We start from the raw sequence: 12,399 nt of genomic DNA on the forward strand, positions 1-12,399 counted from the left end.
GTCAAAACGCGCCCGGATCGAAGTCCGGGACCGATTGCGGTCCGGGGATAGTGTGCTACAAAGAAGAAAAGGACTGCTGCGCTTGACCATTTCCCGGATTGTGACGGGAATGGAGCCCAATGCCGATCATACCTGTCAGACATACCGAACCGGAATTGCTCGACCTGCCGCTCCAGGAGTACTCGCCCGAGGAGCTGGAAGGGACGCTGGCGGACATACGCCTCGTCAACCGGTATCTGGGGGATATCACTGCGGTCATAAAGCACCTGTCGGTCATGGCCGGCGCTGCGGCGGGCAGTCCGCTGAGGGTGCTCGATCTGGCCACCGGATCGGCCGACATTCCGGCGGCCATAGTCGATTGGGCGCGCGTGCGGTCGCTTCCGATCCGGATCACCGCCATTGACTACAACCCCCGTACGGTGGAGGTGGCCCGGCAGAGGATCGGCGATTATCCGGAAATAGAGCTGGCCGTGGCCGATGCGCTCAGCCTGCCGTTTCCCGAAAAAAGCTTCGATATCGTGCTGTGCAGCAAGACGATCCACCATTTCACCGAAGGCCAGGTTGTCCGGCTGCTGCAGGAGGTCTCCCGGGTGGCGACACGCGGCTATATCGTCATGGACCTGCGGCGGAGCTGGATCCCCTATCTTTTGATCCGGCTGCTGACCAGGATCTTCACCGGGAACCGGCTGACCCGTTACGACGGTCCGCTCTCGGTGCTGCGCTCGTTTACTGTCAATGAGCTTACCTCGTTGGCCGAAGCGGCCGGGCTTTCCGGATTCAGGGTTTCGCCGGAGCCGTTCTGGCGGATCGTACTGGCGGGGGAGGTCCGGTGAAACTGTCGGTTGCCACCAATTTCGAGCCCGACCTGCTGGATGCCCTCGCGGGTTTCCCGGTGGCGGAGCTGTTCGGCAAACTGCCAGCCGACCCTGTCGGAGGGGGGCGGGCATCCTTCATGCTGTCGCCGCTGTCTGTCAGGGCGTTCCGGGACCATGTCCGCAGTGCCGCGCAGCGGGGAATCGGATTCAACTACCTGATCAACCCGGCCTGCATGGACAACCGCGAATACACCCGACAGGGGCAGGCCGATCTGGAGCGGCTGCTGGAACTGGTGGTGGAGTGCGGCGTGTCGTCGGTCACGGTTTCGTTGCCGTTTTTGCTGTCGATCGTCAAGAAGCGCTATCCGGCCCTCACGGTCCGGGTTGGCGTGTATGCGCGGGTGGATTGCGTGGTCAAGGCGCGCTTCTGGGAGGATCTCGGCGCCGACTGCATCACCCTCGAATCCATTGCCGTCAACCGGGACTTCGCCATGCTGGAGGCGATCCGCAGGAGTGTCGGACTGGAGCTGCAACTGATCGCGAATTCCAACTGCCTGATGTTCTGTCCCCTGTCGGGCCACCACATGGTCAACCTGTCGCATGCCTCCCAGAGCAGGCATGCCAGCCGCGGATTCATGATCGACTACTGCGCTCTGAACTGTTCCTCCCAAAAGCTGGCAGACCCTTCCCACTACCTCCGTTCCGAATTCATCCGTCCCGAAGACCTGGGGATATACCGCGCGCTGGGATACGACTCCTTCAAGATCCTGGAACGGGGGGCGCCGACCCCGATCATGGCGGAACGGGTCCGGGCCTATAGCCGCGGCAGCTTCGACGGTAATCTGCTGGATCTGATCCAGCCCTATGGATACAAGGCACGTACCCGTGGAAAGGGAAATTCCGGGATGTTTCTGAAGTATTTCTTCCGGCCCGGCACCGTCGATCTTGCGGGGCTTCTGAGGCTCAAGAAACTGGCCGAAAAGCGCGGCCTGCTGGCACCTGTTTCCGGGGACCCGGTCTATATCGACAACCGGCAGCTGGACGGTTTTCTGGCCGGCATGCAGGAGATCGACTGCCGTTCACGCGACTGCACGGCTTGCGGCTATTGCGCGGCCTGGAGCGCCAGAGCGGTCCGGGTGGACGAGCGATACCGGACCGAATTGCTGGCCCTCTACGCAGAGACCTTCGACCAGATGCATTCAGGGGGACTGTGGGGCATCGGCCGGAAAAGGACATCCTGATATGAACGCATCGCAAGCGATCGTACGCGGAACTGTGGCTGCCTGGCTGCTTCTGGCATCCGCCCCTGTCCAGGCTGCCGGGGCCGGGACGATCCTGGGCGAATGGTATACCGAAGGGGATGAGTCCAGGGTTGAGATCTACGAGTGCGGAGCAGAATTGTGCGGCAGAATCGTCTGGCTCAAAACCCCCAATTATAGCGACAGCAAGGATGGTCCGATCGGCACCCCCATTCTCGACAGCCGCAATCCTGATCCGTCACTCAGGGAGCGGCCGGTCAACGGCTTGAGGATAATGCAGGGGTTCAGGCAGGAGGAAGAGGCTACCTGGGGGGGCGGCACCGTCTACGATCCCAAGAGCGGCCGAACCTACCGCGGCACGATCCGGATGGCCCGGCCCGATCGCCTGGAGCTGCGGGGCTATGTCGGCATACCGCTGTTCGGACGCACATCGGAATGGAGGCGGTGATCTTCAACTTCATCCTGAATCTGTAACGCCTCCCCGCCTGCGCGTCTGAAAGGCCTCTGCCCTTGCAGTGTGGCGGCATGAGGCATTGCGGCGGAGGGCCGGCCGACACAACGAGTGCTGCATCCGGGCGACGTTGGGGCCCCGGCTCTTTCAGTCGCTCCGGCAGTACGGTGTCACGGATTCACGATATTTGGGTCCGGATGTGATGGGACTTGCCTGCTGGCATGGAGGACGCGGATTGCAAGGAGACAATCATGAACAATGGCGGACAGGAAAGGAAATTTCCTCCCCAACGGCAGGAACAGCCGGGGGTGGAAGCCGAAATGAGACCCCGGCCCGAGAGTGGTGCCGATAGTTATCGGGGGTGCGGCAGACTCGCGGGAAAGGTGGCCCTGATTACCGGCGGCGACAGCGGCATAGGCAGGGCCGTGGCCATTGCCTATGCCCGGGAGGGTGCTGACATTGCTTTTGCCTATCTGAGCGAAGAACGGGATGCCGGTGAAACCCGCAGCCTTGTCGAGGGGGAAGGGGTGCGCTGTCTGGTTGTGAGGGGAGATGTGGGGGATGAGCGGTTTTGCCGGGAGCTGGTAGAAGCAACGGTTTCCCGGCTGGGAAGGCTGGATATTCTGGTAAACAACGCCGCCGAACAGCACGTTGCCCGAAAGCTGGAAGACATCACCGCCGAACAACTGGAACGAACCTTCAGGACCAATATCTTCGCCTACTTTTTCCTGAGGGGAGGGGGGCAGAATCGTCAACACCGCCTCTGTCACCGCCTTTAAGGGAAGCCCCGGCCTGATCGACTATTCCTCAACCAAGGGGGCCATTGTCGCCTTTACCCGTTCCCTGGCGCTCTCGCTGGCGGAGCGGGGCATACTGGTCAATGCCGTGGCGCCGGGGCCGGTCTGGACACCATTGATCCCGGCCACCTTCCCGAAAGAAAAGGTCGAACGTTTCGGATCGGACGTGCCGCTCGGCCGGGCCGGGCAGCCGGCTGAAATCGTCCACAGTTACGTATTCCTCGCTTCCGAGGGGGCTTCCTACATGACGGGACAGGTACTGCATCCCAATGGCGGTACGATCGTTGGCGGATGAGGGGCTCAGGTTCGTCTGGGCAAGGTGCGCAGATCATACCAGCGGCGGAGCAGAAAGGGCATATCGACGTTCTCCTGGAACGAGAGCCTGTTGGATTCGAGTTCCAGCGCCACCAGCTTGCCCCTGCCCCGATATCCGGCGCCAAGGTAGCAGCCGTTGTCCAATTGGATGATATCCGTTCCCAGGCTTTCGACGATCTTTTCGAGGTCGCGGATGGTATGTCCTACCACGAGTTTTCGACCGCCGGCCTTGATACGGTCGTAGAGCCGCGACCGTTCCCAGAGCATCGCAAGGTGTCCTGCCGGGGAGAAGGGATCGTCGAGGCGGAAGTCCAGCCCGGCGTGCACCAGGATATGGGTATCGGTGACGTAATACAGCGGCAGGTTTCGCAGGAAGTCTACGTGCTCGTGCGGAATGTCGCGGGGATGGTCCAGATTGTAGCTTTTGAGGGTCCTGTCACCGCCGTTGCGCAGCCAGTTCCAGAGATCCTCGTCCCTGCCGGAGTCGATAGCGCTCAGCAGCATGTCCTCGTGATTGCCCTTGATCGGCTTGATGTCCAACCCTTCCCGCTGCATCCGGATGATCGTAGTGATGACCCCCCTGGTATCCGGGCCGCGATCGATGAAGTCCCCCAACAGGTAGACGGTCTCCGCCCCCTGCTGTGCAATCGATGCCAGCAGTTTCCGAAAGGTGAGGCAGCAGCCGTGGATATCCCCTATGGCAAAGGACCGATTCGGCATATGGGTGCAGTGTTGAGTGCATGCAAACAGTGAGCAACCGATAAGGATTCAGCCAACGGACCCGGTGTGGAAAGATCATGCGCCACGGAGTCCACGGCAGCTCTATCCGTGCCTCCGTGGCTGACAGTCTGTTGCGGGTACTACAGGTACTCCCCGGCCTTGGAACCGAGCTGGTGCGAAGACACCAGGAACAGCATGACGTTGGCCAGATTGACAAGTCGCCGGAGCAAAACGATCTTCTCATTCTGGTCGCTGGACGACAGAAAGCGGTTGTAGAGAACCTGATGCTGATCGGTTACAATTTCGAACGAACTTGAAACCCTGCTGCCCATGCTTTTAGACCTCCCGGTGAATTCCGAAAAATGCTTCGGTTTCCCGCGCTTTTAAGCATATTTGTACCATGGTTTGCGATACTTCTGCTTAGGCGTTCGTCTGAATTTGGCTTCGGCCGGGCAAGCATCCTGTTCGCAGGCCGCTTCCTGTCGCTGGCAGGCTGTTACTCAGGAAACGTGTGACACGAAAAACTGACGGACCTGCTCCAGATCAGCATCCATGATCTCGCAGCGGGTCGGCAGGTTCTCCAGCGCCGCGATGGCCGGCGGGAGCGGGGCAGGGGCGGCGATGGCCCGTTCCACTGCTTCACCGAATTTGGCCGGATGGGCAGTGGCCAGGCAGACCCGGACTGTGCCGGCCGGTATCAGGTCCAGGGCTGCCCGGACCCCGACCGCCGTGTGCGGATCGAGCAGATAGCCCGTTTCGCGGTAGAAGCTGCCGATCGTTTCCAGCGTTGCTCCTTGATCCACCGAGGCCGACCGGAAATCCGAACGCACCCGTTCCATCTCGTCCGCAGAAAACGAAATCCGCCCCTTTTCCTTCAGCTCGTCGAAAGCCTTCCGCACCCTGGCCGGATCCTCGTTGTACAGGTGGAACAGGTAACGCTCGAAGTTGGAGGCCAGCTGGATATCCATGGAGGGGGAGGCCGTGGCCACCACCTCGGCCAGGGAATAGTCGCCGTTATTGACGAAACGGGTCAGGATGTTGTTCTCGTTGGTGGCCAGCACCAGCATGTCGATCGGCACGCCGATCCGTTTGGCTACGTATCCGGCGAAGATATCGCCGAAATTGCCGGTCGGCACCGAGAAGGAGACCGGCTGCCGGCCGGTATCGGTCGCCCGCAGCCAGGCATAGGCGTAGTAGACCACCTGGGCCAGCACGCGCGCCCAGTTGATGGAATTGACTGCTCCCAGGCAGTACTTTTCCTTGAAGGCCAGATCGTTGAAGAGCGCCTTGACCATGTTCTGGCAATCGTCGAAGGTGCCGCGGATGGCGATGTTGTGGACATTGTCGTCGGTAACGGTGGTCATCTGCAGCGCCTGGACCGGTGAGGTCTTGCCATGGGGATGCATGATGAAGATGGTGATGCCCTTCTTGCCGCGCACGCCGTGGATGGCGGCGCTGCCGGTATCGCCCGAGGTGGCGCCGACGATGTTGAGCTGCTGCCCCCGCTCGGCCAGGATGTACTCGAACAGGTTGCCGAGAAACTGCAGCGCTACATCCTTGAAAGCCAGGGTTGGGCCGTGAAACAGCTCCAGGATGTGGACGCCGTTCTGCCGCACGACCGGTGTGACCTCCGGATGGTTGAAAGTGGCATAGGAGCGGTCGATCAGTTCTTTCAGGTCATGGGCCGGGATATCGTCCACAAAGGGGGAAATCACCTGCAGGGCCAGTTCCGGATAGGAGAGGTGCCGCCACTCCTCCAACTGCCGCTCGGTTACCCGGGGGTATGATTCGGGCAGGAGCAGGCCGCCGTCGGTAGCCAGCCCCATCATGACGGCGTCTTTGAAGGAGATCGGTTGGATGCCGCCGCGGGTGCTGATGTAACGCATGATTGGTTCCTTTCGATGCGGGGTGGAATTGCGTGAATGTAGCAGGGATCGGCTCAAAAGTGAAGGGGCGGCGTCAGCGGAAACGGGAGCGGTATGGCTTCGCGTTGCCTCAGGATGATCTGTCCAGCGACATGACACCTTCCCGCAGTTCGCCGGGAGCCAGCAGGAAAAACGCGCGGAACATGCAGTATTTGTAGAATTCGCTGAAGAGGAGGTGGAAGCTGCCGCCGTGGCTCCACCAGGCTTCCTTCAGGTTTTTGGTGTCCACCGGATAGGGATAGATGGCCACATCCTTTGGCAGCGAGTTACGCAGCAGGATCGAGGCGCGCTTCATATGGTAGCGCGAGGTGATCAGCACGATCGAACGGATCGGCTTGCCCATGATCAGGTCCCGGCCATACAGCGCATTTTCGAAGGTGTTGCGGGATGTTTTCTCCAGGATCACCCCGTCGGGGTTCGGATCGCCCTGGCGGGGACGGTACAGGTCCGAGCGGCGCACGGCTGGGTCCACCCCGATGAAGAACAGCCAGGTCCCCTTGCCCTCACGGTACAGGCGCACTCCCTCCTCGACCCGCCCCTTGCCCCCGGCCAGCACCACGATCGCATCGGCCTTGACATCCCGGGGGCGGCAGGAAAAGGTCTTGTAGGTGAAGTCGATGAACAGCATGGCTACGACAACCAGCGCTATGATCAATAATGTAATAAAGGCTTTGATGATATTCATTTTGAAGCGACTTTTCCCTTGCAAGCTGCCGGTCAATCTGATATAGAATCTTTTTCAAGCATTTTCATGGAGGAATAACGATATGTCAAGAGTTTGTGAAGTCTGCGGCAAAGGCCCCGCTTTCGGCAACAACGTCAGCCACGCCAACAATAAAACCCGTACCGTATGGTACCCCAACCTTCAGAAGGTCAAAGCGGTCAAAAACGGCAGCGTACGGTCGATCAAGGTCTGCACCCGCTGCATCCGCTCGGGACACGTTACAAAAGCTCTTTAAAAAACAGTCGGTTCAGAACCTGACTTCCAAGCCGCGGCACGCATGTGTCGGCGGCTTTTTTTGCTTCTGTGAGATGGTAGGCTGGGCTGGGATCAAGACCCGAATCCGTGACGCCGTACTGCCGGAGCGCCTGAAAGAGCCGGGGCCCCAACGTCGCCCGGATGCAGCATTCAGTTGTGTCGTTGGCCCTCCGCCGAAACTCCCCATACCGCCACACTGCAAGGGCAGAGGCCTTTCAGGCGCGCAGGCGGGGAGGTGTCACGGATTCAGGTAGGGCAAAGTCTTGACCTCAACCTCAGCCTCAACCTGAATTTTACAGTGCAGCCACCACCTCGATCTCCAGCAGTGCGCCGCGGGGCAGGCTTCTGACCGCCACGGTCGAACGGGCCGGCTTGTAGTCCTGAAAGCGGCTGCCGTAGACTTCGTTCACGGCGGCGAAGTCGGCCATGTCCACCAGGAAGATGGTGGTTTTGACGATATTGTCGAACCCTGCACCGGCAGCTGCCAGCAGGGCCTCAATGTTTTCCATCACCTGTTTGGCCTGGGCCTTCACATCACCCGGCACCATGTCGCCGGTGGCCGGATCGAGCGGGATCTGACCGGAGCAGAACAGCAGATTTCCGGTTTTGATGGCTTGAGAATAGGGGCCGATGGCAGCCGGCGCCTTGTCCGTCGAGATTACTTCCATGATGTATCCTCCCCCCGGAGTTAGTGAGTTTATGAGTTCAGAGAGTTTTAATTGTGAGCCTTTCAACTCTCAACTCCCCAACTCTCTTAACTCTTTACTGCTTTATCCTCTCCACCTTGATGACGCCCTTGACCTTCATGATCGCGTTCATCACCTTCTGCAGATGGGCCAGGTCAACGACATTCACTTCGAAGATGTTCTCACCGCGCTTGTCGATGGTGCTCTGGATATGGGCACTGGCGATATTGGCCTCGCAGTTGGTAATCGCCAGGGTAATTCCGGCCAGGATGCCTTTGACATCGTGACAGATCACCCGGATCCTGACCGGCAGCGTGGCCGATTTCACCTTGTTCCAGGCCACATCCACCCGCCGGGCCGGGTCGCTTTCCAGCGCGATCTGGCAGTCGGCGGTATGCACCGTGACCCCCCTGCCGCGGGTAATGAAGCCGATGATGTCGTCACCCGGCACCGGATTGCAGCATTTGCCGAAACGCACCAGAACGTCGTCTATGCCGCTGATCTCCACCGCGCCGGATGATCTGCCCTTGAGCTTGTTCATCACCGCCGCCAGCCGTGATTCCTTGCGCTCGGCCCGTTCTTGGACCTTTTCGCCCGGCAGCAGCTTGCCTATCACCTGTCCCGGTGTGACCTTGCCGTAGCCGATGGCGGCCAGCAGATCTTCATCGTTGCCGAACCCGAATTCGGCGGCGACCTTTTTCAGTTCCCCGCTTTTGTGGATTTTCTGCAGGTTCAGTGAATACTTGCGGAATTCCTTCTCGCAGATATCCCGTCCCAGCACGATGCTGCGCTTGCGCTCCTCGGTCTTGATCCAGGTGCGGATCCGGTTGCGGGCGCGGGAACTCTTGACGATTTTGAGCCAGTCTTTGCTGGGGGTATGGTGGGGGGAGGTGATGACCTCGACGATATCGCCGTTTTTGAGTTCATGCTTGAGCGGCACCAATTTGCCGTTGACCTTGGCTCCCACGCAACGGTGGCCGATGTCGGAGTGGACCGCATAGGCGAAATCGATCGGCGTCGATCCCTTGGGAAAGGATTTGACATCCCCCTTGGGAGTGAAAACATACACCTCCTCCGGGAACAGCTCCACCTTGACCGAGTCCATGAATTCCTTGGAGTCCTGCAGCTCCTGCTGCCACTCCAGAAGCTGGCGCAGCCAGGCAAAGCGCTTGACTTCCTTCTCGTCGTAGCCCTTGCCCTCCTTGTACTTCCAGTGCGCGGCAATGCCCGCATCCGCTACCCGGTGCATCTCCTGGGTGCGGATCTGCACCTCCATGCGGTCTCCATGCGGGCCGATGACCGTCGTGTGCAGCGACTGGTACATGTTGCCCTTGGGCATGGCGATGTAGTCCTTGAAGCGTCCCGGAATCGGCTTCCAGGCCGAATGGATCACCCCCAGCACCTCGTAGCACTCGCGCACGTCGTTCACCAGGATGCGCAGGGCGATCAGATCGTAGATCTCCTCAAAATCGACGTTCCGTTTTTCCATCTTGCGATAGATCGAGTAGAGATGCTTGCTGCGCCCTGAAACCTCGCCCTGGATCGAATGCATGGCCAGCTTCGAGGCGATGATCGACTTGGCCTCCTCGACAAAGGCCTCACGCTCCTGCTTCTTCATCGAGATCTTGCGCGCCAGGTCGAAGTATATCTCGGGGTTGAGATAGCGGAAAGAGAGGTCCTCCAGCTCCACCTTGACCCAGGAGATCCCCAGCCGGTTGGCGATGGGGGCGTAGATGTCCATGGTTTCGCGGGCAATGGTGCGCTGCTTGGGTTCCGGCTGGAACTGCAGGGTGCGCATGTTGTGGAGACGGTCGGCCAGTTTGACCAGGATCACGCGGATGTCGATGGCCATGGCCAGCAGCATCTTGCGGAAGTTTTCGGCCTGGCTCTCTTCCTTGGTCTTGAAGTGGATCTTGCTGATCTTGGTGACCCCGTCCACCAGGGTAGCCACCTCGTCGCCGAACATCTCGGCCAGCTCCTCGGACGTTGCCAGGGTGTCTTCGATGGTGTCGTGCAGGAAACCGGTAATGATGCTGGGAACGTCCAGGCGCAGGTCGGCCAGCAGGCCGGCCACCTCCATGGGATGGATGATGTACGGTTCCCCTGACAGGCGGGTCTGCCCCTGATGCACCTTGGCGCAATAGACATACGCCTTGCGGATCAGATTGAAATCCGCCGCAGGGTTGTATGCCGCTACCTTGTCAAGGATGTCGTTGAGCCTGATCATGGTCCTGGTCGCCTGACGAGAGATGGGGGTGAAAACTGCCGGGAAGGACAAAAAAAGGGTGAAACCGCAGCGGTTGCGCCGATTTCACCCTGCTGTGGGACGACTACTGGGAGCGATGTTTCTTGGCCAGTTCATAGCCGACCTTGCCGGCCGCGATCTCGCGCAGCGCGCTGACGACCAGACGGTTGTTCTTGGACTCGACCAGCGGTCTGGCGCCCTTGTAAAGCTGCTTGACGCGCTTGGAGGCCAACATGACGAGGAGGAATCGGTTCTCTACTTTATCGAGGCAATCTTCTACGGTAACACGTGCCATACTGTCTCTCCTTCCTGCTTGGTATGCAGCTCATAATAAACGGTAGGCTGCGAGGGGAACGACATTTCTATCCTATCTGGCATTAAATATCAAACAATTTCGCCACCTGCTCCAGCATTCTGAAGGACTTGCGGCTCTGGGAGAGCACGATGGCGGAGAGCTCTTCGAAGGCCTGCTCGAAGCGGTCGTTGATGATGATGTAGTCGTACCAGCGCGCCTCCTTGATCTCGGCCGCGGCCCGCACGATACGGCGCTCGATCACCTCCTGAGCGTCGGAAGAGCGGTTCTCCAGGCGGCGCCGCAACTCCTCCATGCTGGGGGGCAGGATGAAGATGTAGACCCCCCCCTCGAAGTGTTCCTTTAATTTCAAGGCCCCCTGGCAGTCGATGTCCAGCACCAGGTTAATCCCGTTCCTGCGCGCCTCTTCCAGGGTTTTCAAGGCGGTGCCGTACAGGTTGCCGTGCACTTCGGCCCACTCGGCAAAGGCATCCTCCGCAACCATGCGTTCGAATTCCGCCCGCGACACGAAGCAATAATCCTGGCCGTCCACCTCTCCGGGGCGCGGCTGCCGCGTGGTGTAGCTGATGGATTCCTGCATGGCCGGAAAGCGCTTCATCAGTTGGCGGCAGAGGGTGGTTTTGCCCGCCCCGGAAGGAGCGGAGATGATCATGATCAGACCTTCGCGTTTCATTGGTGGTGCCTCGTTTCAAAAGATTATCTGAGTGCCAATCTGCCGTTAATCCTTCTCTCTGAGGACCCAAAATCGGGCCTAAAGGAGAAGGTGGCCGAAGGCCGGATGATGGGTGGCTATGCCGCTTTCTCCACCATTTCCCCCTCACCCTAACCCTAACCCTCAGGGAGAGGGGACGATGTGGAAGATTGACAGGAGATGATACTTCTGCAGCAGGAGAGTACCATACCCGGCGAGGAAAGGGCAACAGTACCTGCCGTGTTTGCAGCTTATTCCACATTCTGGACCTGTTCCCGCATCTTCTCCATCTCGGCCTTGATGGCTACCACCAGGGTGGTGATCTCGGTGTCGCTGGACTTGGAACCGATCGTGTTGACCTCGCGGTTCATCTCCTGCATCAGGAAATCCAGCTTGCGCCCCACCGGCTCGGCCAGGCTCAGCGCCTCGTCGAACTGGGCAAAATGGCTGGACAAACGTACCAGTTCCTCGGTCACGTCGCCCCGGTCGGCCATCAGGGCCACCTCCTGCGCCAGCCGGACCAGATCCATCTCGACCCCGTCCAACAGCTGGTCCAGGCGCAGCTTCAGTTTCTGGCGATACTCCTCCACCACCCGGGGAGCCCGGTCGCTGATCTGTGCCACCGAGGCGGACAACTGCCTGCGCCGGGCCGACAGATCATCGTGCAGGGCCTGCCCCTCCCTGGCGCGCATGGCATCGATGGAGGCCACGGCTGCGTTGACGGCCGCCGCGAGCTGCGGCAGGTATTCGGTCTCATCGATGGCGGCTGCCACGGCGGTTTCCCTGAGCACCCCCTTCTGGGCCAGCACCAGGTTCAGCGGCACATCACCATTCAGGCCCAACTCCGAGGAAAGGCTGCGGAACAGCTCGGCGTAGCCCCGTGCCAGAGCCAGATCGGCCTGGGGCATGGCAACCGCTCCGCCGGCCTCTTCCCACTGGACGGTGACATCGATCTTGCCGCGCTTGAGCACCGCCGCCACAAGCTTCTTGACCTCGTTTTCCAGCGACAGGAAGCTGCGCGGCATGCGCACCGAGATCTCGCCGTAGCGGTGATTGACCGAGCGAATCTCCACTGTGAAGCGTCCCCGCTCCGAAAGTTCCTCCCCCTTGCCGTAGCCGGTCATGCTTCTGATCATGCTTTTTGTTCCCCCTCCCGCGTTCCGGCAACAAAGGCCCGAGATGCGTCAGAATAAGTCCTGCGCC

13 protein-coding genes and 1 pseudogene are annotated in these 12,399 nt (G+C 60.0%); 5 read left to right on the top strand and 9 right to left on the bottom strand.

The window, feature by feature from the left end:
- Nucleotides 1–119 precede the first annotated feature (119 nt).
- The 4 genes and pseudogenes from GSVR_RS09405 (at nucleotide 120) to GSVR_RS22380 (ending at nucleotide 3,617) form a co-directional block, all read left to right on the top strand.
- On the top strand, nucleotides 120–833 hold the full coding sequence (locus tag GSVR_RS09405; protein WP_173196535.1) for a methyltransferase domain-containing protein: 714 nt from the start codon (nucleotides 120–122) through the stop codon (nucleotides 831–833).
- Nucleotides 830–2,056, top strand: a complete 1,227-nt coding sequence (locus tag GSVR_RS09410; protein ID WP_173196533.1) for a U32 family peptidase — start codon at nucleotides 830–832, stop codon at nucleotides 2,054–2,056. Before GSVR_RS09405 ends, GSVR_RS09410 begins: the two co-directional genes overlap by 4 nt.
- A 1-nt stretch (nucleotide 2,057) precedes the next feature.
- Nucleotides 2,058–2,522: a DUF2147 domain-containing protein gene (locus GSVR_RS09415; RefSeq protein ID WP_173196531.1), complete on the top strand. Its 465-nt coding sequence runs from the start codon at nucleotides 2,058–2,060 to the stop codon at nucleotides 2,520–2,522.
- A gap of 254 nt (nucleotides 2,523–2,776) precedes the next feature.
- Nucleotides 2,777–3,617: pseudogene (locus GSVR_RS22380) on the top strand (SDR family oxidoreductase).
- A 5-nt stretch (nucleotides 3,618–3,622) separates the two neighbouring features.
- Here GSVR_RS22380 and GSVR_RS09425 read toward each other — a convergent pair.
- The 4 genes from GSVR_RS09425 to GSVR_RS09440 all read right to left on the bottom strand — a co-directional run bounded on the left by GSVR_RS09425 (nucleotide 3,623) and on the right by GSVR_RS09440 (nucleotide 6,967).
- Nucleotides 3,623–4,357: a metallophosphoesterase gene (locus tag GSVR_RS09425; protein ID WP_173196529.1), complete on the bottom strand. Its 735-nt coding sequence runs from the start codon at nucleotides 4,355–4,357 to the stop codon at nucleotides 3,623–3,625.
- 140 nt (nucleotides 4,358–4,497) lie between these two features.
- The gene (locus GSVR_RS09430; protein WP_173196527.1) at nucleotides 4,498–4,689 is read right to left on the bottom strand and encodes a hypothetical protein; all 192 of its coding nucleotides are present in this window, start codon (nucleotides 4,687–4,689) and stop codon (nucleotides 4,498–4,500) included.
- A gap of 168 nt (nucleotides 4,690–4,857) precedes the next feature.
- Complete coding sequence (thrC, locus tag GSVR_RS09435; RefSeq protein WP_173196525.1) at nucleotides 4,858–6,243, bottom strand: threonine synthase; 1,386 nt, start codon at nucleotides 6,241–6,243, stop codon at nucleotides 4,858–4,860.
- A 109-nt stretch (nucleotides 6,244–6,352) separates the two neighbouring features.
- Nucleotides 6,353–6,967, bottom strand: a complete 615-nt coding sequence (locus GSVR_RS09440) for a YdcF family protein (protein ID WP_173196523.1) — start codon at nucleotides 6,965–6,967, stop codon at nucleotides 6,353–6,355.
- Nucleotides 6,968–7,049: 82 nt separating this feature from the next.
- On the opposite strand from GSVR_RS09440, the gene rpmB reads away from it, so the two are divergent.
- Complete coding sequence (gene rpmB / locus GSVR_RS09445; protein ID WP_173196521.1) at nucleotides 7,050–7,241, top strand: 50S ribosomal protein L28; 192 nt, start codon at nucleotides 7,050–7,052, stop codon at nucleotides 7,239–7,241.
- Nucleotides 7,242–7,554: 313 nt separating this feature from the next.
- Here rpmB and GSVR_RS09450 read toward each other — a convergent pair whose 3' ends face one another.
- From GSVR_RS09450 to GSVR_RS09470, 5 genes are all read right to left on the bottom strand, one after another.
- A complete protein-coding gene (locus GSVR_RS09450; RefSeq protein WP_173196519.1) occupies nucleotides 7,555–7,929 on the bottom strand; it encodes a RidA family protein in 375 nt (124 codons plus the stop codon).
- A 94-nt stretch (nucleotides 7,930–8,023) separates the two neighbouring features.
- Nucleotides 8,024–10,174, bottom strand: a complete 2,151-nt coding sequence (locus GSVR_RS09455; RefSeq protein WP_173196516.1) for a bifunctional (p)ppGpp synthetase/guanosine-3',5'-bis(diphosphate) 3'-pyrophosphohydrolase — start codon at nucleotides 10,172–10,174, stop codon at nucleotides 8,024–8,026.
- Nucleotides 10,175–10,277: 103 nt separating this feature from the next.
- Nucleotides 10,278–10,487, bottom strand: coding sequence for a DNA-directed RNA polymerase subunit omega (gene rpoZ, locus GSVR_RS09460; protein WP_173196514.1), 210 nt, complete (start codon nucleotides 10,485–10,487; stop codon nucleotides 10,278–10,280).
- 82 nt (nucleotides 10,488–10,569) lie between these two features.
- The gene (gene gmk / locus GSVR_RS09465) at nucleotides 10,570–11,178 is read right to left on the bottom strand and encodes a guanylate kinase (RefSeq protein WP_173196512.1); all 609 of its coding nucleotides are present in this window, start codon (nucleotides 11,176–11,178) and stop codon (nucleotides 10,570–10,572) included.
- Between the two features lie 269 nt (nucleotides 11,179–11,447).
- Nucleotides 11,448–12,332, bottom strand: a complete 885-nt coding sequence (locus GSVR_RS09470; protein WP_173196510.1) for a YicC/YloC family endoribonuclease — start codon at nucleotides 12,330–12,332, stop codon at nucleotides 11,448–11,450.
- Nucleotides 12,333–12,399 lie beyond the last annotated feature (67 nt).

Source organism: Geobacter sp. SVR, from assembly GCF_016865365.1.
Lineage (GTDB): Bacteria > Desulfobacterota > Desulfuromonadia > Geobacterales > Pseudopelobacteraceae > Pelotalea.

Bases quoted from the DNA above. Each gene is read 5' to 3' on its own strand.
- GSVR_RS09440 (WP_173196523.1), bottom strand. From the start codon at position 6,967: ATGAATATCATCAAAGCCTTTATTACATTATTGATCATAGCGCTGGTT.
- GSVR_RS09470 (WP_173196510.1), bottom strand. From the start codon at position 12,332: ATGATCAGAAGCATGACCGGCTACGGCAAGGGGGAGGAACTTTCGGAG.
- gmk (WP_173196512.1), bottom strand. From the start codon at position 11,178: ATGAAACGCGAAGGTCTGATCATGATCATCTCCGCTCCTTCCGGGGCG.
- GSVR_RS09425 (WP_173196529.1), bottom strand. From the start codon at position 4,357: ATGCCGAATCGGTCCTTTGCCATAGGGGATATCCACGGCTGCTGCCTC.
- GSVR_RS09450 (WP_173196519.1), bottom strand. From the start codon at position 7,929: ATGGAAGTAATCTCGACGGACAAGGCGCCGGCTGCCATCGGCCCCTAT.
- GSVR_RS09430 (WP_173196527.1), bottom strand. From the start codon at position 4,689: ATGGGCAGCAGGGTTTCAAGTTCGTTCGAAATTGTAACCGATCAGCAT.
- GSVR_RS09405 (WP_173196535.1), top strand. From the start codon at position 120: ATGCCGATCATACCTGTCAGACATACCGAACCGGAATTGCTCGACCTG.
- GSVR_RS09455 (WP_173196516.1), bottom strand. From the start codon at position 10,174: ATGATCAGGCTCAACGACATCCTTGACAAGGTAGCGGCATACAACCCT.
- rpoZ (WP_173196514.1), bottom strand. From the start codon at position 10,487: ATGGCACGTGTTACCGTAGAAGATTGCCTCGATAAAGTAGAGAACCGA.
- GSVR_RS09415 (WP_173196531.1), top strand. From the start codon at position 2,058: ATGAACGCATCGCAAGCGATCGTACGCGGAACTGTGGCTGCCTGGCTG.
- thrC (WP_173196525.1), bottom strand. From the start codon at position 6,243: ATGCGTTACATCAGCACCCGCGGCGGCATCCAACCGATCTCCTTCAAA.
- rpmB (WP_173196521.1), top strand. From the start codon at position 7,050: ATGTCAAGAGTTTGTGAAGTCTGCGGCAAAGGCCCCGCTTTCGGCAAC.